Source organism: Variovorax sp. HW608 (assembly GCF_900090195.1).
Classification (GTDB): Bacteria; Pseudomonadota; Gammaproteobacteria; order Burkholderiales; family Burkholderiaceae_C; genus Variovorax.
On the sequence record NZ_LT607803.1, the window covers coordinates 7,060,958 to 7,079,414 of the forward strand.

Below are 18,457 nucleotides of genomic sequence, written 5' to 3' on the forward strand. Positions count from 1 at the left end.
GCACACCTCCTCCATGGGCGGGGTCTGCCGAAAGAGGGATCCAGGCAGGCCTTCCAGCATGGAAATGCAATACTTTTGCATTAAGTGTGAGATTTTACTCCTGACTTGCAGCTGACCGGCGCGCCAGTCATACGAAAGAAGCAACTGGAGCGCCGGCAGCCTCTCAGAGGACCTGCATACCGACCCAGTACGCGATCGCGGCCACGAAGGCCGAGGCGGGGATCGTCAGGATCCAGGCCCAGACGATGTTGCCGGCGACGCCCCAGCGCACCGCGCTGGCGCGCTGCGTCGAACCCACGCCGACGATGGCGCCGGTGATCGTGTGCGTGGTCGAAACCGGAATGCCGAGCGCCGTCGCCAGGAACAGCGTCAGCGCGCCGCCGGTCTCGGCGCAGAAGCCGCCCACGGGCTTGAGCTTGGTGATCCTCTGGCCCATCGTCTTCACGATGCGCCATCCGCCGAACATCGTGCCGAGCGAAATGGCCGTGTAGCAGACCACGATCGTCCACGTCGGCGGGACGGGCGCGTCGGCCGCCGCGTAGCCGGTGGCGATCAGCAGCATCCAGATGATGCCGATGGTCTTCTGCGCATCGTTGCCGCCATGGCCCAGGCTGTACGCACCTGCGGAGACCAGCTGCAGCCGCCGGAACCAGCTGTCGATGCGCGATGGCGTGGAATGCCTGAACAACCATGCGACCACGACCATCATGAGCGAACCCAGCATGAATCCCAGCAAGGGCGAGACGAAGATGAACGCGACCGTCTTCCAGATGCCCCCGGCGATCAGCGCGCCGGCGCCCGCCTTGGCGATCACCGCGCCCACGATGCCGCCGATGAGCGCGTGCGAGGAGCTGCTCGGGATGCCGTAATACCAGGTGACGAGGTTCCAGGTGATGGCACCCACCAGCGCGCCGAACACCACGTGGACGTCGACGACTTCCGGCTGCGCGATCCCCTTGCCGATCGTCGCCGCCACGCTCAGATGGAACACGAAGATCGCGACCAGGTTGAAGAAGGCCGCGAAGATCACCGCCTGACCGGGCCTGAGAACGCCGGTCGACACCACCGTGGCGATCGAGTTCGCCGCGTCGTGGAAGCCGTTCATGAAGTCGAACAGGATGGCCAGCACGACCAGCACCACGACCACCCAGAGGGCGACTTGAACCGATGCCATTCGAAACCCGCGGTCAGGAATTCTCGAGGACGATGCCCTCGATCACGTTGGCGACGTCCTCGCACTTGTCGGTGATCGTCTCGAGCAGCTCGTAGATCGCCTTGAGCTTGATGACCTCGCGAACATCGGGCTCCTCGCGGAAGAGCTTGCTCATCGCGCTGCGCATCACGCGGTCGGCGTCCGACTCGAGCCGGTCGATCTCCTCGCAGGTCTTGAGGGTCGCCTCCGCCTTCACGGGGTCCGTGATCTTGCCGAGGAACTCGACCGCGTCCTTCACGCGCTCGCAGCACTTCACGCTGAGCGTGGTCAGGCGCGTGATTTCCTCGGTCATGTGACGCACGTCGTAGAGCGCCATGGTTTCGGCCGAGTCCTGGATCAGGTCGGCCACGTCGTCCATGGTGTTGATCAGCTTGTGGATCTGCTCGCGGTCGATCGGCGTGATGAAGGTCTTGTGGATCAGGCGGTTGACGTCGTGCGTGACCCGGTCCGCGGCACGCTCGGCGTTGTCGACGTCGCGGTTGTACTGCTCGCGCAGGTGCAGGTCGTTGTAGTTCGCCACCAGGTGTTCGAACGCGCGCGCGGCTTCGACGATGCGGTCGGCATGCTGGTTGAACATCTCGAAAAAATTTCCCTCCCGGGGCAACAGCTTGCCGAACATGGCGCTCTCCTGAGTTCGCGGCGTTCACATCTCATTCTTTTGTGACGCCTTCGTGAAAAAACCGCGCAAGTGTAATGGGCAGGCCCGGAGGCCGCTCTCAGAGCCGTTCGATCCGCTGGTCGGTCACTTGCCGCAACTGCGCCGGCGTGACGCGGTCCGGGGCGATCTCGGCCAATGGAAGCAGGACGAAGGCGCGCTCTGCAATGCGGGGATGCGGGAGTGTCAAAGCTTCCGTTGCCATCGCGACGTCACCGTGACACAGCAGGTCGAGGTCGAGGGTGCGCGGCGCATTCCGGTAGGGCCTCTCGCGGCCCGCACCGAGCTCCAGGCGCTGCAGCTCGCGCAGCAGCGGCTCCGGTTCCAGCCCCGTTTCGAGTTCGACCACGGCGTTGATGAAGTCCGGCCCGGTGGCGTCGACAGGCGCGCTGCGGTAGAGCGACGAGCGCGCGACGACCCGCGTTGCGGGCAGGGTGTCGAGATCCGTCATCGCGCGCAGCACGGCGGCGCGCGCATCACCGAGGTTCGCGCCGATCGCGACGTAGGCGCGGACGGTCATTCCGCCGCCGCGCTGCCCGCGGCATCGCCGCCGGCACCGCGCGGCTTGCGCCGGCGGCGGCGCTTGCGAGCCGGCGCCAAAGCGACTTCGCCGTCGGGCGGCAAGGCGGCGCTCGCCTCCGCAGCGGGCGAGGCCACCGGACGGGGCGCGGCCGTGCCGCCGGATCGCGGCACCCGCTGGCGGACCTTCTTGTGCTGCTCGTCGCGGACCTGGTCCAACAGGTCCTGCCGGCGCACGTCGTCGGCGGTGCTGAATTCCTGCCACCACTCGGCGATCGCCTCGCCGATTTCGCCCACATCGGCGCGCAGGCGCATGAAATCGAAGGCGGCGCGGAAGCGGGCCTGCTCGACCAGGCTGTACGGCGTGGCGCCACTGCGCTTGTCGAAGCGCGGCTGCATCATCCAGATCTCGCGCATGTCGGCCCCGAGCTTGCCGCGGCCGGACACGTCGCCGATGCGGGCATTGAACACATCGTCGATCGCATCCTGCAGCGCCGGGAACGGCGCCATCGGTCGTTCGTTGCCGCGCTGCTGCATGCGCTGCGCCCAGCCGTCGCGGACGTCGGCCCACAGCACGCACGCCAGCAGGAAGCTCGGCGCCACGGCCTTGCCCTCGCCCACCCGGCGATCGGTGTCCTGCAGCGCGGCCCGGACGAAAGGCTGATCGGCGCGCTCGACCACGACGTCGAGCAGGGGATAGATCCCGGTCGACATGCCGAGCGCACGCAGCTGCTCGACGGTCGCGACCGCATGGCCGGTCTGAAGCAGCTTGAGCATCTCGTCGAACAGCCGGCTTTGCGGCACATCGGCGAGCAGCTTGCTCGACGCCAGCAGCGGCGCGGCCGTCTTGGGCTCCAGCTTGAAGCCGAGCGCGGCCAGCTTGGCCGAGAAGCGGATGGCGCGAATGATGCGGACCGGGTCCTCGCGATAGCGCGTCGCCGGGTCGCCGATCATGCGCAGGGTGAGCTTCTTGGCGTCCCGGATGCCGTTGTGATAGTCGACCACGATCTGGCTGGCCGGGTCGTAGTACATCGCGTTCACCGTGAAGTCGCGCCGCGCGGCATCTTCTTCCTGGGGGCCCCAGACGTTGTCGCGCAGCACGCGGCCGCTCGCGTCCACCGCGTGCTTCATGCCGGCGAGTTCGCCCTTGCTGGTGCGTTCGTTGCCCAGGACCTGTTCAGCACCGTTGCTGTCCATGTAGGCGCGGAAGGTCGAGACCTCGATCACTTCATGCTCGCGTCCCCGGCCGTACACCACGTGCACGATGCGGAAGCGCCGGCCGATGATGAAGGCACGCCGGAACAGGCCCTTGACCTGCTCCGGCGTCGCGTTGGTCGCGACGTCGAAATCCTTGGGGCGAAGGCCGAGCAGCAGGTCGCGCACCGCGCCGCCCACCACGTAGGCCTCGAAACCGGCGTCCTGGAGGGTGGTCACGACATTGCGGGCGCGCTCGTCCACCAGGGCTGGATTGATGCCGTGCACCGTTGCCGGCACTTCCTGGCGCTTGCCGAAACGGGTCTTGCCGCGCGTCGCGGCAGCGCCGGACTTGCCAAGGAGCTTGTCGATGAATTGCTTGATCATGGGATGGAGGGATTCGGCGCCGGGCGCCTCATTCATTTTCGAGCATCGACCGGATCAGGGGGATCGTGATCGCGCGCTGGGTCTGCAGGGCATAGCCATCGAGCTGCGTGAGCAATTCCATGAGGCTTGCGAGGTCACGGCTGAATCGATGCAGCATGTAGTCGAGCACCTCGTCCGACAGCATCACGCCACGGCTGTCGGCCGCCTGGCGCAGCACCGCGCGGCGCTCGGCCTCGCTCAGCACCTGCAGGTGAAAGACATGGCCCCAGCCGAGGCGGGTGCGCAGGTCCTCGCGCAGCGGCAGGTCGGCCGGGGGCATCGCGCCGGCCGCGACGACACCGCGCTGCAGGCTCTGCGCATTGACGAACCAGTTGAACGCCGCGTGCTGCTGGACCGCCGTGTAGAGGTGGACGTCATCGAGCAGGATCGCGCCCCAGCGCTCGTCGAACTCGGGCGGATCGGCGATCCCCGGATGCAGCCAGCCGGCGCTCGCCCCCTGGTCCTTCAGCGCCGCCCGCACCCCTTCGAGCAGATGCGTCTTGCCGCTGCCGCCCTCGCCCCAGAGGTAGGTCGGCACCGGCGAATGGACCGTGGGCGCCCGCCCGTCGCCGACCCACAGCGTCAGGTGCCGCAGCGCCGGCTCGTTCGGCCCGGCGAAGAAGCCCGCCAAGGTCGGACCGCTCGCGAGGCCGATGTCGAGCGCGAGCTGCTTCATGCCCGGCCCGCCCGGGGCGGCTGAGGTGACGCGGATGACGCGAAATAAAGGTTCATAGGACAGTGCAGAACGCCGCGCGGCTGCCGGAAGGCGCGAGCCCCTTTCGAGGAGGGGGTGGCGCAAGTTCACGGCGTGACCCGCCTGGAGGCAGTCGATGGGTCGGTGAGCGCCCTTAAAATCGTGTGGAATTCTATCGGCCCGACCGTCCTGGTTGCCGGCATCATTGTCCTCTTCCCCTCCGCCCCCCTCTTCTCCAGCCCCGGTCAGCCCATGAACTCCAATTCCACCACCCCGCTCAGCTACAAGGACGCAGGCGTCGACATCGATGCCGGCGATGCGCTGGTCGATCGCATCAAGCCGCTCGCCAGGAAGACGATGCGCGAAGGCGTGCTGGCCGGCATCGGCGGATTCGGCGCGCTCTTCGAGGTGCCCAAGCGCTACAAGGAGCCGGTGCTGGTGAGCGGCACCGACGGCGTCGGCACCAAGCTCAAGCTCGCCTTCGAATGGAACATGCACGACACCGTCGGCATCGACCTCGTCGCGATGAGCGTGAACGACGTCCTCGTCCAGGGCGCCGAGCCCCTGTTCTTCCTCGACTACTTCGCCTGCGGCAAGCTCGACGTCGATACGGCCGCAGCAGTCGTCGGCGGCATTGCACGCGGCTGCGAGTTGAGCGGCTGCGCCCTGATCGGCGGTGAAACCGCCGAGATGCCCGGCATGTACCCGGCCGGCGAATACGACCTTGCGGGCTTCGCGGTCGGTGCCGTCGAGAAATCGAAGATCCTGACCGGCCAGGACGTGAAGCCGGGCGACGTGGTCCTCGGCCTCGCCTCCGCCGGCGTGCATTCGAACGGCTTCAGCCTGGTGCGCAAGGTGATCGACCGTGCGGGCGCCGCGCTTCCGGCCATGCTCGACGGCAAGCCCTTCCGCGAGGCCGTGATGGCCCCGACGCGCCTGTACGTGAAGCCGGTGCTGGCGGCGCTCGAGACGCACCCGATCAAGGCGCTGGCCCACATCACCGGCGGCGGCCTGCTGGAGAACATCCCGCGCGTGCTGCCCGATGGCACGGCCGCCCATCTGCGCAAGGGCAGCTGGCCGCAGAGCGAGCTGTTCGGCTGGCTCCAGAAAGTCGCCGGCATCGACGACATCGAGATGAACCGCACCTTCAACAACGGCATCGGGATGGTGGTCGTGATCGACGCCGCCCAAGCGGCCGCCTGCGCCGATACGCTGCGTGCCGCCGGAGAGACTGTGTATGAAATCGGCGCCATCGCCGAGCGCGGCGCCGGCGCCGCCGTCGTCGTCGCCTGAGCAGCCGGCCCGCGTGAGCGCGCCCGTCGCCGCCGCGCCACGGTCCGTGGTCGCGGCCAGCTACCTGCTCATCGCCGGCACCTTGCTGCTCGTCATGTGGCAGGGGCTGCTGCCCGGCCTGCTCTGCGTCTGCATCGGTTTTCTCGGCACGCGCTGGATCGCCCGCGTGCTGGACGGGTCGCTTCGCGGTTCCGGCAAGCTCAGCGCCAATGACCCGGCCTGGGCCAGGACCCGGCCCTTCGCCCGCGTGGTGGCGGCCGCGGTGGTCATGCTGGCGCCGATCGGCCTCCTGACGCTGGGCTTTGCCGAGGCGCGAGACTTCGTGCTCGATGCGCCTGACCAGTACAAGGAACTGCTCGACTTCGTGGCCCGCACCGTGCTGGAGCTGCGCCTCAAGCTGCCGCCCGACATCGCAGCCTACCTGCCGGAAGGCGCCGCCGAAGTGCAGCGCACCGTCGCCAGCTATCTGCGCACCCAGGCGGGATCGCTGGCGCTGACCGGCCGGGCGTGGCTCGGCGGCCTGCTCTTCGCCTATGTCGGCCTGATCGTCGGCGCGCTTGCCGCGGTGGCCAACGAGGCGCCTTCGCGCCGGCCGCTGGCCCGGCAGCTGCGTGAACGCATCCTGCTTTTCGGCGAGGCCTTCGGACAGATCGTCGCCGCCCAGTTCTGGATCGCGGCCTTCAACACCCTGCTGACCGCCATCTTCCTGTTGTTCCTGCTTCCGATGTGGCAGATGGAACTGCCCTACACGCCGGCGCTGATCACGCTGACCTTCGTGGCCGGGCTCGTGCCGATCGTCGGCAACCTGGTCTGCAACACCGTCATCACGCTGGTGGGCCTGTCGGTCTCGCCGTTCGTCGCCTTGGCGTGCCTGGCGTTCCTGGTCCTGATCCACAAGGCCGAATACCTGATCAACGCCAAGGTGGTCGGCAGCCGCACCCAGATGGCCGTGTGGGAACTGCTCACGGTCATGTTCGTGGCCGAGGCGGTGTGGGGCCCGGCCGGGCTGGTGGCGGCGCCGCTCTTCTACGCCTACCTCAAGAAAGAGCTCAAGGCGGCCGAGCTGGTCTGAGGCGCTCGATGTCCTGAATTGATCGATTCAGGTCCTCGCGGGTGCGGACGAATGGCCTCCAGCCAATCGAAAATCAGGTGCATCATCCACCTGATTGCCGGAGTTTCCGCCCCATGAAAACCTGTCTCATTGTGATCGATGTCCAGGAGTCGTTCCGTCATCGCCCGTTCTTCACCGAGCGCGATCTCGCGCCGTACCTGTCGGCCCAGAATGCCCTGATCGCCGGTTTCGCGAAGGCCGGCGCGCCGATCGTCCGGGTCTTTCACAGCGACGGCCCCAAGACGGCGGAAAACCCGTTCGCGATCGAATCGGGCCATGTCCGCCCGCTCGAGGGCCTCGCGGACTTCGGGGCCGCGGCCACCTTCACGAAGAGCCGCCACAGCGCGCTCGTCGGCACCGGGCTCGATGTCTGGCTCACGCGCAATCACATCGACCGCATCGTCATCAGCGGCATCCGCACCGAGCAGTGCTGCGAGACCACCGCGCGCCATGCGTCGGACCTGGGCTGGGAGGTGGACTACGTGACCGACGCCACGCTGACCTTCGACATGGTCCAGCCGGACGGCCAGCGCCTTTCGGCGGCCGACGTCAAGGTGCGCACCGCGACGGTGCTGCAGGGCCGCTTCGCGACGCTCTGTTCCGTCGACGAGGCGCTCGCCCGTGAGGGCGAGAAGATCGCGGCATGAACGCGCCCCAGCGCCTGGACGACACGCCGACCCGCGTCGTCTTCGCGCTGCTGCCGCACAGCCTCGTGCTCGACTGGGCGGGGCCGGCGGAGGCGCTTCGCATCGCCAACCAGTTGCTGGTCGCGAGCGGCCGGCCGCCGCGATTCGAGCTCGTGTTCGCGAGCCCCGAACCGAGCTCGGTCAGCTCGGTCGGCGTCACGCTCTCGGGCCTGCAGCCACTGCCCTGCGACTGGACGTCGCCGTCCTGGGTCGTGCTGGTCGGCATGCCGGGCCGGACCATTTCCGTCGACAACCCGCCCGCACAGGCGCTGCTGCATTGGCTGCGCGGGCCGCGCCTCGAACAGGGCCGGCTCGAACTCGTGACCATCTGCGCCGGCACCCTGCTCGCGGCCCACGCCGGTCTCCTCGCGGGACACCGCGCCACCACGCACCACCATCATCTCGACGAGTTGCGGGAGATCGAAGCGCGGTGCGACGTGGTCTCGAACCGCGTGTTCGTCCTCGATCCGCCGCTCTTCAGCAGCGCCGGCGTGACGACCGGCATCGACCTGCTGCTGCACCGGATCGCAAAGACCTGCGGCGAATCGCTTGCCGCGCGCGTGGCGCAGACGATGGTGGTGGCGATGCGGCGCGGGCCGCAGGACCCCGAACTGTCGCCCTTCCTCGCCTACCGCAACCACCTGCATCCCGCGCTGCACAAGGTGCAGGACGCCGTCAGCGAAAAGCCGCAGGCCGACTGGACCGTGCCCCGGATGGCCGACGTCGCGCACACCTCGCCGCGCCACCTGACGCGCCTCTTCGTCGAGCATGCCGGCGTCGCGCCGCTCGCCTACCTGCGCCGCCTTCGGCTTGCAACGGCGCAGGCCGCGCTGCAATCGGGCGCGAACGTCACGCGCGCGGCGGAAATCTCGGGCTTCGGGTCCGACACGCAATTGCGCCGCGCCTGGCGGCAGTTCGGCTTGGGCGGGTCGCCATCGACCGCCAGCGCCATCCGCTAGAGGCTAGAGATATCCGCAGAAGCGCAGCACGTGCCCGTCGGGCTCGCGAATCGCGAATTCGCGCAGGCCCCAGGGTTGGGAAGTCGGTGGCTCGATCACGTTGACGCCGCGCTTCACGTAGGCGGCGTGCAGTCCATCCACATCGCGCCCGACATGGATCACGATCTCGCCGCGCCACGGTTGGGCGTCCCGCCGCCCGCATTGCCACAGGCGGATGTAGACCGGATCGCCGTAGCTGCGATCGCCCTTCTTCACCCGCGCATAGCTCGGCGGCTCGCCGGCGATGAAGTCGATCTCGAAGCCGAGCACATCGCGGAAATAGCGCGCCGCGCGTGCGGCATCCGTCACCGGAAGCACCGGCTGGATGCCATGGAACTCGTGCAGCGTGCCGAGGTCGACCGCCGGGGCCGCGGTGGCGTCCCGATCCGGGTCGGGTGCCGGCGGCGAGGCCATCAGCTCTCCGCGCGGCGCAGAGCGGCAACGCGCTCCGCGATGGTGTCGATGTCCAGCGCTTCCTCGGCGTGCGCGAGGTAGGTCTCCAGATCGCGGACCGCGAGCGTCGAATTGCCCTGCTCGGCATGCGCCAGGCCGCGATCCCGGTACTCGCCCCACGCTTCGGGAAAGAGGGCGACCAGGCGGTCCTGCACCGCGATCGCGCGTTGCCAGTCCTCCTGCGCGTGATGGATCTCCTTCAGGTTGCGCAGCATGCGCCCGATGATCTCGCGCGGCGTGGCCGGCTGCAGATACAGGCCGAGCGGCACGTCGAAGTCGCCCACGAGGCCGTTGCTGCGCTTGTAGGGTTCGAGCCGCTCGCTGAGCTCCTCGCGCGACAGCGACTTGCCGGTGAAGGGGTCGATGACCACCTGCCCCTTGGGCAGCGTGACCTTGAGCATGAAATGCCCCGGGAAACCCACGCCACGCGCCTGCAGGCCGAGGCCGTGCGCCAGTTCCATCCACAGCACGGCGAGCGAGATCGGAATGCCGCGACGCGTGCGCAACACGGCGTTCAGGTAGCTGTTGTCCGGGTCGTAGTAGTCGTTGACGTTGCCGCCGAAGCTCAGGTCGTGGAAGAAGAACTGGTTGAGCGCCCGCAGGCGTTGCAGCGGCGCCGCATCGGCGGGCAGGCGGCGCTTGAGGCGCGCGAGCAACTGGTCGACGTCGCCGAGCACCTGCTGGACATCGAGTTCAGGGTATTCGTCCTGCGCGATGCTCGCCGCCGCCTCGAGCAATGGAAACTCCTCGTCGCTCTTGACGAGCGAATCGAAATACTCGAGAGCGGTGGGCGCCTGAAAGCTGAACGTCATGTGGCTTTGTAGAGGAGCGAAGGGGGAGCGTCAAGGCTGACGGCACCGAAGCGGGCGATCAGTGACGCACGAAACGGCGCAGCTTCACGCCGACCACGGCCAGCACCGCGAAATAGAGCAGCGCGGCCCCCGCAATCAGTGCCGCGAGCAGGCCGATGCGAACGAGGCGCGCCTCGCGCAGGGCGATCCAGTCGAAATGCCGCGCGCCCCACAGCAAGAGCACCGCCAGCACCAGCGTGCCGATCGCCACCTGCAGCAGGAACTTGCCCCACCCCGGTTCGGGCTTGTAACTGCCGCGCCGGATCAGCCCGACCAGCAGCCAGGCGGCGTTGACCATCGCGCCGATGCCGATCGTGAGCGTGAGCGCGGCGTGCTGCAGCCACGGCACCAGGAGGAAGTTGAGCGCCTGCGTGAGCACCAGGACACCGACCGCGATCAGCATGGGCGTGCGCATGTCGTGCTTGGCGTAGTAGCCGGGCGCGAGCACCTTGATCGCCACGAGGCCGACCAGCCCCACGCCGTAGCCCATGAGCGCCGCGGTGGTGCGCCGCACGTCCGCCTCGCCGAACGCACCGTTGTGGAACAGCACCGCCACCAGCGGCTGCGAAAAGACCAGCAGCGCCAACGCGCAGGGCACGGACAGCAGCACCACGAGGCGCAGGCCCCAGTCCAGCATCGACGAATAGCGCGCGTCGTCCTTCGCCGCGCGCGCGCTGGCCAGTTGCGGCATCAGCACCACGCCCAGCGCCACGCCGAGCAGCGCGGTCGGGAATTCCATCAGGCGGTCGGCGTTGGTGATCCAGGTCACGCTGCCGGTGGCGAGGTGCGATGCGATCTGCGTGTTGATGAGCAGCGAGATCTGCGCCACGCTGACGCCGATCAACGCGGGAAGCATCAGGCCGACGATCTTGCGCGTCGTCGGGTCGGCCCATGCCGCGCGGATCGCGGCGGCGCTCACGCCGATCCTCGGCAGCATGCCGAGGCCGCGCAGGGCCGGGATCTGGATAGCGAGCTGGAGCATTCCGCCCACCATCACGCCCACGCACTGCGCATAGATCGGTTCGATCCCCATTCGGCGAAACCACGGCGCGCCGAGCACGATCGAGAGGATCAGCGCCACGTTGAGCAGAACCGGCGAAGCGGCCGGCACGGCGAACTTGCGCCAGGTGTTGAGCACGCCGCCGGCCAGCGCCACCAGGGACATGAAACCGATGTAAGGGAACATCCAGCGCGTCATGACGACGGCGGCATCGAAGCCGGCCGGCTTCAGCCCGCTCGCCATCGCCCAGACCATGACCGGCGCGCCGATCACGCCGAGCGCGCAAATGAACACCAGGGTCCAGGTCAGGAGCGTCGAGACGTGGTCGACCAGCTTTTTGGCTCCCTGGTCCCCCTCTTCCGTCTTGGTCGCCGCCAGCACCGGCACGAAGGCCTGGCTGAAGGCCCCCTCCCCGAAGACCCGGCGGAACAGATTCGGGATGCGAAATGCGACGTAGAAGGCGTCGGTCATCGCGCTGACGCCGAAGACCGAGGTCATGAGGACGTCGCGGACGAGGCCCGTCACCCGGGAAGCGAGCGTCAGGATCGAGACGGTGGAGGCGGATTTGAAGAGGGACACGGCCCGCAGAAATTTAGAACACCCCCATGCGCCTTCGGCGCTCCCCCTCAAGGGGGCGCACCCAGCGGCCCGGCAAAGCCGGTTCCGCGGGTGCCCTGGCCTGGGATGGCGTTAGTTTTATTGGTAGTGCCCTATAATAGAAGGCTTTGCTGCAACATCCACAGACACTCAAGGAATATCACCGTGGCATCTACCAAGCCCAAGAAGAAGAACCCGCGCCTCGCGTCGGGCCGCAAGCGCGCCCGCCAGGACGTCAAGCTCAACGCTGCGAACACCTCGCTGCGCTCCAAATACCGCACCGCCGTGAAGAACGTCGAGAAGGCCGTCCTGGCCGGCGACAAGACCAAGGCGGCTGAAAACTTCGCGAAGGCCCAAAGCGTCCTCGACACCGTCGCCGACAAGGGCATCTTCCACAAGAACAAGGCGGCTCGCGACAAGAGCCGCCTGGCAGCCAAGGTCAAGTCCCTGGCCCTCGCCGCCTGACACTTTCAGGCAAACAGCCCGGACCGGTTCGCTGGTCCGCCGTTTGATCCGGGTGCGCTGCAGCAAAGAAGAAAAACCGCCTTCGGGCGGTTTTTTCATGGGCGCTCCGTTTGCAGGGGCTCCGGGGAGGGTCGCCCTCCGGTTACTTTTCCGTCACGACCGCAGGCTTGGCAGGCGCCCTGGCCGGGGCTTCCGGCGCATCCGGAACCAGGCAGGCTTCCGCCACCTGCAGGTTGTTGTCCTTGGCGAAGTTGACGCAGAAATCCCAGGCCATCGGCTCCAGGTCGCGCAGCTGCCGGTTGACGACCACGCACTTGACGCCGTTGATGACCGTCGGGATGCACCACGGCGAATAACTCAGATGGCTGCCCGGCTGCGGTCCGCCCGGGCGAAACGAACACATCACGCCGGCCAGCCGTTCGGCCCAGTCGCTCGGGCGAAAGGTCCGGCCATCGTGGGTGATGCCCTGAATGAAGATTTCTTTGGCGTTGGGAGAGACCATCGGTCGGTTGGCGGGATGAATGCACGGGCTCGTGCTGCGCCGCACAACCGATTCTATCCGGGGGTCCCGCGCGCGACATACGCAGGGGCATTGGTGTGATGCGCAATCCTCAATGAAGGCTTCAAAACGGACGCCTAGAATCCGCGTTCCCTTTTCGGAGATACGCATGAGCGCCACCGCCGCCCCCTCTTCGCCCCACGTCATGAACACCTACGGCCGCCTGCCGATCGCGCTGTCGCACGGCCAGGGCTGCCGAGTCTGGGACACCGAAGGCCGTGCGTACCTCGACGGCCTGGGCGGCATCGCCGTCAACACGCTGGGCCACAACCACCCGGAACTGGTGCCGGCGCTGCAGGACCAGATTTCCAAGCTGATCCACAGCTCCAACTACTACCACGTCACTGGCCAGGAGAAGCTCGCGGCCAAGCTGACCGAGCTGGCCGGCATGACCAACGTCTTCTTCTGTTCCACCGGCCTGGAAGCCAACGAGGCGGCGCTCAAGCTGGCGCGCAAGTTCGGCCATGAAAAGGGCATCGACCGGCCCGAGATCGTGGTCTACGAGGCGGCCTTCCACGGCCGCAGCATCGCCACGCTGTCGGCCACCGGCAACCCGAAGATCCAGAAGGGCTTCGAGCCGCTGGTCGAAGGCTTCATCCGGGTGCCGCTCAACGACTTCGACGCGCTCAAGAAGGCCACCGAAGGCAATCCGAACGTGGTCGCCGTGATGTTCGAGACCATCCAGGGCGAAGGTGGCATCCATCCGATGCGCTGGGAATACCTGCGCCAGGTGCGCCAGCTCTGCGACGAGCGCGACTGGCTCATGGTGATCGACGAGGTGCAGTGCGGCATGGGCCGCACCGGCAAGTGGTTCGCGCACCAGTGGGCCGGCATCACGCCGGACGTGATGCCGCTGGCCAAGGGCCTCGGCTCGGGCGTGCCGGTCGGCGCGGTGGTCGCGGGTCCGCGCGCCGCAACCATCTTCGGGCCGGGCAACCACGGCACGACCTTCGGCGGCAACCCGCTCGCCATGCGCGCCGGCATCGAGACGATCCGGATCATGGAAGAGCAGAATCTGCTCGACAACGCCGCGAAGGTCGGCGCCCACCTGAAGGCCGCGCTGGAGCGCGAGCTCGGCGGCGTGGCCGGCGTGAAGGAAGTCCGGGGCCAGGGCCTGATGCTCGGCATCGAGCTCGAACGCACCTGCGGCGAGATCCTCAATCGCGCCTGCGAAGCCGGCCTGCTCTTGAGCGTGACCGCCGACAGCGTGATCCGACTCGTGCCACCATTGATCCTGAGCATCGCCGAAGCGGATGAGATCGTGGCGATCCTCGCCCCGATCGTGAAAGCCTTCCTCGCGGAACCTCAACCATGAGCCAGACGCCCGCCCTCAAGCATTACCTGCAGTTTTCGGATCTCACCGCGGACGACTACGCGTACCTGCTCGCGCGCGCCGCGCTGATCAAGAAGAAATTCAAGGCCTACGAAAAGCATCAGCCGCTGGTCGACCGGACGCTGGCGATGATCTTCGAGAAGGCCTCGACCCGCACGCGGGTGAGCTTCGAGGCGGGCATGTACCAGCTCGGGGGCAGCGTGGTGCACCTCACCACCGGCGACAGCCAGCTCGGGCGTGCCGAGCCGATCGAGGACAGCGCCAAGGTCATCAGCCGCATGGTGGACCTCGTGATGATCCGGACCTTCGAGCAGACCAAGATCGAGGCCTTTGCCGCGCACTCGCGCGTGCCGGTGATCAACGGGCTGACCAACGAGTTCCACCCCTGCCAGATCCTCGCCGACATCTTCACCTACCTGGAGCACCGCGGCACGAATTCGGAAGGAATGCCGGACCTGGCATTCCTGGCCGGCAAGACGGTGGCCTGGGTCGGCGACGGCAACAACATGGCCAACACCTGGCTGCAGGCGAGCGAGATCCTCGGCTTCACGGTGCACGTGAGCACGCCGAGCGGCTACGAGGTCGACCAGTCGATCGCCGGCATCCGCTCCAGCGACAGCTACAAGGTGTTCAAGGACCCGATGGAAGCCTGCCGCGGCGCCGACCTGGTCACCACCGACGTCTGGACCAGCATGGGCTACGAGGCCGAGAACGAGGCCCGCCGCGCCGCCTTCGCCGAGTGGTGCGTCGACACCGACATGATGCGCGTCGCGCAGCCGGACGCCCTCTTCATGCACTGCCTGCCGGCGCACCGCGGCGAGGAGGTCGAGGCCGAGGTCATCGATGGCCCGCAATCGGTGGTCTGGGACGAGGCCGAGAACCGGATGCACGTGCAGAAGGCGCTCATGGAGTACCTCCTGCTCGGCCGGCTGGCCCTCGGGGGCTGATCCCTCCTCGAACGGCGATATTTGGAAACTCCCGCTCATGGCGTTAACGTCGCGCCATGAGCGCGAGACTTTGGGACATCTCCCCGCCGGTGCACGAGGGCGCGCCGGTCTTTCCCGGCGACACGCCCTACCGGCAGCGCTGGGTCGCGACCATCGGGCCCGATTGCCCCGTGAACGTCAGCGAGATCACCTTGTCGCCGCACATCGGCGCGCACGCCGATGCGCCGGCGCACTACGACCCTGGGGGCGCAACCATCGGCCGGGTCGATCTCACGCCTTACCTGGGTCCGTGCCGCGTGATTCACGCGATCGGCTGCGGCCCGCCGATCGAATGGGCGCACGTCGCACATGCCATCGAGGCGCTTGCGCCGCGTGTTCTGGTGCGCACTTACGAATGCGCACCTGTGGATCGATGGGACGCCCAGCTCGCCGCCTTTGCCCCCGACACCATCGAACGCCTCGCGCGCCTCGGCGTGACCCTGATCGGCATCGACACCGCGAGCATCGATCCGGCCGACAGCAAGACGCTCGACAGCCATCAGGCCATTCGCCGCCTCGGACTGCGCGTGCTCGAGAACCTCGTGCTCGATGACGTGCCCGAAGGCGACTACGAGCTCATCGCGCTGCCGCTCAAGCTCGTGGATGCGGATGCGTCGCCGGTGCGGGCGGTGCTGCGCGAACTGGCGCGACCGGGAACGGGGGCGTAAGCTGTTCGCGAGAACGCCCGAGATCGAGGGTATGAAACGGAGGTGACTGATGTTCAGTGACGACGAACTCGCCCAACTGCGCACGCACGGTGTCGTGCTCTTCGCCAAGCGCGTGATCTTCGGCGCGCAGCCGCCGATGTCCGCCGAGCAGATCGCTGCGGTGCAGGCGGTGTGCGCGGGACCGATTCCACCGGATCTTCTTTCGCTCTGGCGCGTCACGGCGGGCGGGCGGCTGGACTACGACCTGCACCTCCACATGAACGGCAACGAGGAGTCGTTCAGCTGGAACGAGCTGTTCTGGAACGGCAGCGACACCTACCACGACCTGCATGGGTGGATCGAGCATGAGCTCCAGGGCGCGAGGGACGCGGCCGCCGAGAGCGAAGAGGCCTGGGACGGCAAGCTCACGCTGCTGCCCTTCGGCGGCTTCGAGTATTGCGATCGCATCTACGCGGTGGTCGAGGCCGGCGCCGACTACGGCCACGTGCTCGCGTGGAAGCAGGGCCTGCCCCAGGCCTGGGCGCACGAGATGCACGAGGACGGCATGACGACCGTCGCACACGACCTCTATGCCGCCTTCGACGCACTGCGCCTCGACGAAGACCCGCTCAAGCCCGCGGGCGAATACTTCACCGGCCAGTCGCTGCTCGAATACCTCGACGACCGTCACCAGGAAGACGGACTGCCGATCGAGCTGATGGACAAGGTGATCGCCTTCTACCGGCAGGCGATGGTGGACTGGCACACGCCGCTCGCCGACGGCACGCTGGGCGAGAGCGGGCCGCTGTCGCGCATCGCGCTGCGCCACGCGGTCGCCACCGACGATGCGGAACTCGTCGCGAAGCTGCACGCCGCGGGCGTTTCGCTCGACGGCCCCTTGAGCGGCAGCGCGATCGCGACCGATCTCGCGATCGGCCATGGCGCACACGCCGCCGCGGCCGCGCTGGTGCGTGCCGGTGCGCCGGTGGCCCCCGATGCGCTGGACGCCATCGACAGCGCGATCTCCCCCGAGCTCGCCGACCTGCTGCTCACGCACGGCGCGCAGGCGAGCCCCACCGCCATCGCCGAATGCGTGGCCTGCGGCGCACCCGCCGCGGCGCGGGTCATCGCCAGCGCCTATGCCGAGGCGCACGACGACCTCGCCGCCGCCTACGCCACTGCGCGGGACGAGATGCTCGCCGACCTCGAATCCTCGCTGGTCGAAGTTCGCGAGGGCCGCCTGACGCACTACCTGGGACTGGCCGGCCTGACCCGGCGCGCGGATCACCTGCGCAGCTTCAGCCTCTGATTCAGGCGTCGTAGAGCCAGGGCACGTCGAGCAGCTTGGCGCCAAGCACGCGCAGCGCCGCATCGCGGCCCAGGCGCACGAGGCCGGTCGCATGGAAGATCTCGCCATTGCGCCGTGCGCGCGCCTGCACGTTGGCGTTGCGTTCCCAGCGCTCGTCCGCATAGCGCGCGAAGGCCGCGGGCACCTGTGCGGCGGAACCGCCATCGAGCGCATCGGCCAGCGCGACTGCATCCTCGATCGCCATGCCCGCACCCTGCGCGAGGTACGGCAGCATGGGGTGCGCCGCGTCGCCGGCGAGCGCGATGCGCTCGCCCGCCATCTGGTGCGGGCCCGTGAGCGGCGGCCGGTCGTTGAGCGTCCACGCCCGCCACGATGGCACGGCTTCGAGCAAGGCCTGCAGTTCGCCGCAGGTGCGGCCGGTGGCCTGCTGCAACGCGGCAAGGCTGGTCCGGCGGTCCCAGTCGCGCGCATCGCCTTCGGGCGCGGCCTCGGCCAGCACCACCACGTTGAGCGCGTCGCCGCGGCGCACCGGATAGGACACCGCATGCAGCCGCGGACCGAGCCAGACGTCGACGCGCGTGCTGCGCAGCGCCGCCGGCAGGGCCGACTGATCGACTGTCGCGCGCCATGCGGTGTGCCCGGTGGCACGGGGCGGCGACGCATCCTCGATGACGCTGGGACGCACCGTGCTCCAGAGGCCGTCGGCGCCGATCAGGGCGTCGGCTTCCCAGACGCGCGAGTCGGCGCTCGCCACGCAGACGGATTCGCCACGCGCGGTGACCTGCGTCACCCGCGCGCCGGTGGTCAGCGTGACCGCGCCGCTGCCGCGAACCGCCGCAAGCAGCAATGCGTGAAGATCGGCGCGGTGAACGCAAAGGTAGGGCGCGGCATAGCTGTGCAGCATCGCGTTGCCGAGCGGCAGGCGCGCGATCTCGTTGCCTGCGGTCGCGCTGCGGACCACCAGGGCTTCCGGACGCGCGGCGACGCGCATGAGGCCTTCGGAAACACCGAGCGCCTGCAATCGCCGGGTGACGTTCGGCCCCAGCTGGATGCCGGCGCCGACTTCGCCGAAAGCCACCGCCTGCTCCAGCAGGTCGATGCGGTGGCGCCGGCGCGCGAGCGCCAGCGCGCTCGCGAGGCCCGCGATGCCTCCTCCCGCGATCAGGACATGTGCCGCCATCGACCCGCGCACTCAGTGGGAGTGCGGCACGGATGTCTTGCCGGCTTCGGCCGCCCGGGCGGCGGGGGTCGAACAACTGCCGCAGCTGTCGCACGAGCCGCAGCCCGAGGTCTTGCCCAGCGATTCGGCGAGCCGGCCGGCCCGTTCCTCATCGACCAGCCCGGCGCGTTGCGAGCCGGCGGCCACCCTGGCGGCCATGGCCCGGCGCCAGTTGCCGGGCATCCAGCGCCAGACCGCATAGACCGCGGCCAGCGCGACGATCAGCGCGACGACGATTTGTTGTGCCAT

Annotated in this window: 20 protein-coding genes; 9 read left to right on the plus strand and 11 right to left on the minus strand. The window is 68.2% G+C overall.

Features of this window, described 5'->3' with window-relative positions; genetic code table 11:
• Positions 1 to 163 precede the first annotated feature (163 nt).
• The 5 genes from VAR608DRAFT_RS33480 to hda form a co-directional block, all read right to left on the minus strand.
• Complete coding sequence (locus tag VAR608DRAFT_RS33480) at positions 164 to 1,174, minus strand: inorganic phosphate transporter (RefSeq protein WP_088957977.1); 1,011 nt, start codon at positions 1,172 to 1,174, stop codon at positions 164 to 166.
• A gap of 13 nt (positions 1,175 to 1,187) precedes the next feature.
• Positions 1,188 to 1,832, minus strand: coding sequence for a DUF47 domain-containing protein (locus VAR608DRAFT_RS33485; RefSeq protein WP_088957978.1), 645 nt, complete (start codon positions 1,830 to 1,832; stop codon positions 1,188 to 1,190).
• Between the two features lie 97 nt (positions 1,833 to 1,929).
• On the minus strand, positions 1,930 to 2,388 hold the full coding sequence (folK, locus tag VAR608DRAFT_RS33490) for a 2-amino-4-hydroxy-6-hydroxymethyldihydropteridine diphosphokinase (RefSeq protein ID WP_088957979.1): 459 nt from the start codon (positions 2,386 to 2,388) through the stop codon (positions 1,930 to 1,932).
• Positions 2,385 to 3,968, minus strand: coding sequence for a polynucleotide adenylyltransferase PcnB (gene pcnB / locus VAR608DRAFT_RS33495; RefSeq protein ID WP_088957980.1), 1,584 nt, complete (start codon positions 3,966 to 3,968; stop codon positions 2,385 to 2,387). Before pcnB ends, folK begins: the two co-directional genes overlap by 4 nt.
• Positions 3,969 to 3,996: 28 nt before the next feature.
• The gene (gene hda, locus VAR608DRAFT_RS33500; protein ID WP_088957981.1) at positions 3,997 to 4,683 is read right to left on the minus strand and encodes a DnaA regulatory inactivator Hda; all 687 of its coding nucleotides are present in this window, start codon (positions 4,681 to 4,683) and stop codon (positions 3,997 to 3,999) included.
• Between the two features lie 270 nt (positions 4,684 to 4,953).
• On the opposite strand from hda, the gene purM reads away from it, so the two are divergent.
• The 4 genes from purM to VAR608DRAFT_RS33520 all read left to right on the plus strand — a co-directional run bounded on the left by purM (position 4,954) and on the right by VAR608DRAFT_RS33520 (position 8,750).
• Positions 4,954 to 5,994, plus strand: coding sequence for a phosphoribosylformylglycinamidine cyclo-ligase (purM, locus tag VAR608DRAFT_RS33505; RefSeq protein WP_088957982.1), 1,041 nt, complete (start codon positions 4,954 to 4,956; stop codon positions 5,992 to 5,994).
• Positions 5,939 to 7,066: an AI-2E family transporter gene (locus VAR608DRAFT_RS33510; RefSeq protein WP_231973054.1), complete on the plus strand. Its 1,128-nt coding sequence runs from the start codon at positions 5,939 to 5,941 to the stop codon at positions 7,064 to 7,066. Before purM ends, VAR608DRAFT_RS33510 begins: the two co-directional genes overlap by 56 nt.
• 113 nt (positions 7,067 to 7,179) lie before the next feature.
• The gene (locus tag VAR608DRAFT_RS33515) at positions 7,180 to 7,752 is read left to right on the plus strand and encodes an isochorismatase family protein (RefSeq protein ID WP_088957983.1); all 573 of its coding nucleotides are present in this window, start codon (positions 7,180 to 7,182) and stop codon (positions 7,750 to 7,752) included.
• The gene (locus VAR608DRAFT_RS33520) at positions 7,749 to 8,750 is read left to right on the plus strand and encodes a GlxA family transcriptional regulator (protein WP_088957984.1); all 1,002 of its coding nucleotides are present in this window, start codon (positions 7,749 to 7,751) and stop codon (positions 8,748 to 8,750) included. Before VAR608DRAFT_RS33515 ends, VAR608DRAFT_RS33520 begins: the two co-directional genes overlap by 4 nt.
• Positions 8,751 to 8,753: 3 nt before the next feature.
• Here VAR608DRAFT_RS33520 and VAR608DRAFT_RS33525 read toward each other — a convergent pair whose 3' ends face one another.
• Genes VAR608DRAFT_RS33525 through murJ form a run of 3 tightly spaced genes read right to left on the minus strand, consistent with a single transcriptional unit; the run spans position 8,754 to position 11,672 of the window.
• Complete coding sequence (locus tag VAR608DRAFT_RS33525) at positions 8,754 to 9,203, minus strand: bleomycin resistance protein (protein WP_088957985.1); 450 nt, start codon at positions 9,201 to 9,203, stop codon at positions 8,754 to 8,756.
• The gene (locus VAR608DRAFT_RS33530; protein ID WP_088957986.1) at positions 9,203 to 10,054 is read right to left on the minus strand and encodes a SirB1 family protein; all 852 of its coding nucleotides are present in this window, start codon (positions 10,052 to 10,054) and stop codon (positions 9,203 to 9,205) included. The genes VAR608DRAFT_RS33525 and VAR608DRAFT_RS33530 overlap by 1 nt, the downstream gene beginning before the upstream one ends.
• A 58-nt stretch (positions 10,055 to 10,112) precedes the next feature.
• On the minus strand, positions 10,113 to 11,672 hold the full coding sequence (gene murJ, locus VAR608DRAFT_RS33535) for a murein biosynthesis integral membrane protein MurJ (RefSeq protein ID WP_088957987.1): 1,560 nt from the start codon (positions 11,670 to 11,672) through the stop codon (positions 10,113 to 10,115).
• A gap of 183 nt (positions 11,673 to 11,855) precedes the next feature.
• Here murJ and rpsT point away from each other — a divergent pair, with 183 nt between their 5' ends.
• Positions 11,856 to 12,155, plus strand: coding sequence for a 30S ribosomal protein S20 (rpsT, locus tag VAR608DRAFT_RS33540; protein ID WP_088957988.1), 300 nt, complete (start codon positions 11,856 to 11,858; stop codon positions 12,153 to 12,155).
• A gap of 142 nt (positions 12,156 to 12,297) precedes the next feature.
• Here rpsT and VAR608DRAFT_RS33545 read toward each other — a convergent pair whose 3' ends face one another.
• Positions 12,298 to 12,657 carry a DUF3579 domain-containing protein gene (locus tag VAR608DRAFT_RS33545; protein ID WP_088957989.1) on the minus strand — a complete coding sequence of 120 codons (360 nt, stop codon included), beginning with the start codon at positions 12,655 to 12,657 and terminating at the stop codon, positions 12,298 to 12,300.
• 166 nt (positions 12,658 to 12,823) lie between these two features.
• On the opposite strand from VAR608DRAFT_RS33545, the gene VAR608DRAFT_RS33550 reads away from it, so the two are divergent.
• From VAR608DRAFT_RS33550 to VAR608DRAFT_RS33565, 4 genes are read left to right on the plus strand one after another with little or no spacing between them, the layout of a single operon-like run.
• Positions 12,824 to 14,029 (plus strand): aspartate aminotransferase family protein, encoded by a 1,206-nt coding sequence (locus tag VAR608DRAFT_RS33550; protein WP_088957990.1) that lies wholly within the window; start codon positions 12,824 to 12,826, stop codon positions 14,027 to 14,029.
• On the plus strand, positions 14,026 to 14,994 hold the full coding sequence (gene argF, locus VAR608DRAFT_RS33555; protein WP_088957991.1) for an ornithine carbamoyltransferase: 969 nt from the start codon (positions 14,026 to 14,028) through the stop codon (positions 14,992 to 14,994). Before VAR608DRAFT_RS33550 ends, argF begins: the two co-directional genes overlap by 4 nt.
• Before the next feature lie 56 nt (positions 14,995 to 15,050).
• On the plus strand, positions 15,051 to 15,701 hold the full coding sequence (gene kynB / locus VAR608DRAFT_RS33560) for an arylformamidase (RefSeq protein ID WP_088957992.1): 651 nt from the start codon (positions 15,051 to 15,053) through the stop codon (positions 15,699 to 15,701).
• Between the two features lie 49 nt (positions 15,702 to 15,750).
• Complete coding sequence (locus VAR608DRAFT_RS33565; RefSeq protein ID WP_088957993.1) at positions 15,751 to 16,989, plus strand: SMI1/KNR4 family protein; 1,239 nt, start codon at positions 15,751 to 15,753, stop codon at positions 16,987 to 16,989.
• A gap of 1 nt (position 16,990) precedes the next feature.
• Here VAR608DRAFT_RS33565 and VAR608DRAFT_RS33570 read toward each other — a convergent pair whose 3' ends face one another.
• Both VAR608DRAFT_RS33570 and VAR608DRAFT_RS33575 read right to left on the minus strand, forming a co-directional pair.
• Positions 16,991 to 18,169: an FAD-dependent monooxygenase gene (locus VAR608DRAFT_RS33570; RefSeq protein ID WP_088957994.1), complete on the minus strand. Its 1,179-nt coding sequence runs from the start codon at positions 18,167 to 18,169 to the stop codon at positions 16,991 to 16,993.
• A 12-nt stretch (positions 18,170 to 18,181) separates the two neighbouring features.
• The gene (locus tag VAR608DRAFT_RS33575) at positions 18,182 to 18,457 is read right to left on the minus strand and encodes a DUF6587 family protein (RefSeq protein ID WP_088957995.1); all 276 of its coding nucleotides are present in this window, start codon (positions 18,455 to 18,457) and stop codon (positions 18,182 to 18,184) included.

Excerpts from the sequence above, each read along its gene's own strand:
- VAR608DRAFT_RS33515 (WP_088957983.1), top strand. The coding sequence starts at position 7,180 with ATGAAAACCTGTCTCATTGTGATCGATGTCCAGGAGTCGTTCCGTCAT.
- VAR608DRAFT_RS33485 (WP_088957978.1), bottom strand. The coding sequence starts at position 1,832 with ATGTTCGGCAAGCTGTTGCCCCGGGAGGGAAATTTTTTCGAGATGTTC.
- VAR608DRAFT_RS33510 (WP_231973054.1), top strand. The coding sequence starts at position 5,939 with ATGAAATCGGCGCCATCGCCGAGCGCGGCGCCGGCGCCGCCGTCGTCG.
- VAR608DRAFT_RS33545 (WP_088957989.1), bottom strand. The coding sequence starts at position 12,657 with ATGGTCTCTCCCAACGCCAAAGAAATCTTCATTCAGGGCATCACCCAC.
- folK (WP_088957979.1), bottom strand. The coding sequence starts at position 2,388 with ATGACCGTCCGCGCCTACGTCGCGATCGGCGCGAACCTCGGTGATGCG.
- VAR608DRAFT_RS33570 (WP_088957994.1), bottom strand. The coding sequence starts at position 18,169 with ATGGCGGCACATGTCCTGATCGCGGGAGGAGGCATCGCGGGCCTCGCG.
- hda (WP_088957981.1), bottom strand. The coding sequence starts at position 4,683 with ATGAAGCAGCTCGCGCTCGACATCGGCCTCGCGAGCGGTCCGACCTTG.
- purM (WP_088957982.1), top strand. The coding sequence starts at position 4,954 with ATGAACTCCAATTCCACCACCCCGCTCAGCTACAAGGACGCAGGCGTC.
- VAR608DRAFT_RS33520 (WP_088957984.1), top strand. The coding sequence starts at position 7,749 with ATGAACGCGCCCCAGCGCCTGGACGACACGCCGACCCGCGTCGTCTTC.
- VAR608DRAFT_RS33550 (WP_088957990.1), top strand. The coding sequence starts at position 12,824 with ATGAGCGCCACCGCCGCCCCCTCTTCGCCCCACGTCATGAACACCTAC.
- pcnB (WP_088957980.1), bottom strand. The coding sequence starts at position 3,968 with ATGATCAAGCAATTCATCGACAAGCTCCTTGGCAAGTCCGGCGCTGCC.
- VAR608DRAFT_RS33530 (WP_088957986.1), bottom strand. The coding sequence starts at position 10,054 with ATGACGTTCAGCTTTCAGGCGCCCACCGCTCTCGAGTATTTCGATTCG.
- VAR608DRAFT_RS33575 (WP_088957995.1), bottom strand. The coding sequence starts at position 18,457 with ATGGCACAACAAATCGTCGTCGCGCTGATCGTCGCGCTGGCCGCGGTC.
- VAR608DRAFT_RS33480 (WP_088957977.1), bottom strand. The coding sequence starts at position 1,174 with ATGGCATCGGTTCAAGTCGCCCTCTGGGTGGTCGTGGTGCTGGTCGTG.
- VAR608DRAFT_RS33525 (WP_088957985.1), bottom strand. The coding sequence starts at position 9,203 with ATGGCCTCGCCGCCGGCACCCGACCCGGATCGGGACGCCACCGCGGCC.
- argF (WP_088957991.1), top strand. The coding sequence starts at position 14,026 with ATGAGCCAGACGCCCGCCCTCAAGCATTACCTGCAGTTTTCGGATCTC.
- VAR608DRAFT_RS33565 (WP_088957993.1), top strand. The coding sequence starts at position 15,751 with ATGTTCAGTGACGACGAACTCGCCCAACTGCGCACGCACGGTGTCGTG.
- kynB (WP_088957992.1), top strand. The coding sequence starts at position 15,051 with ATGAGCGCGAGACTTTGGGACATCTCCCCGCCGGTGCACGAGGGCGCG.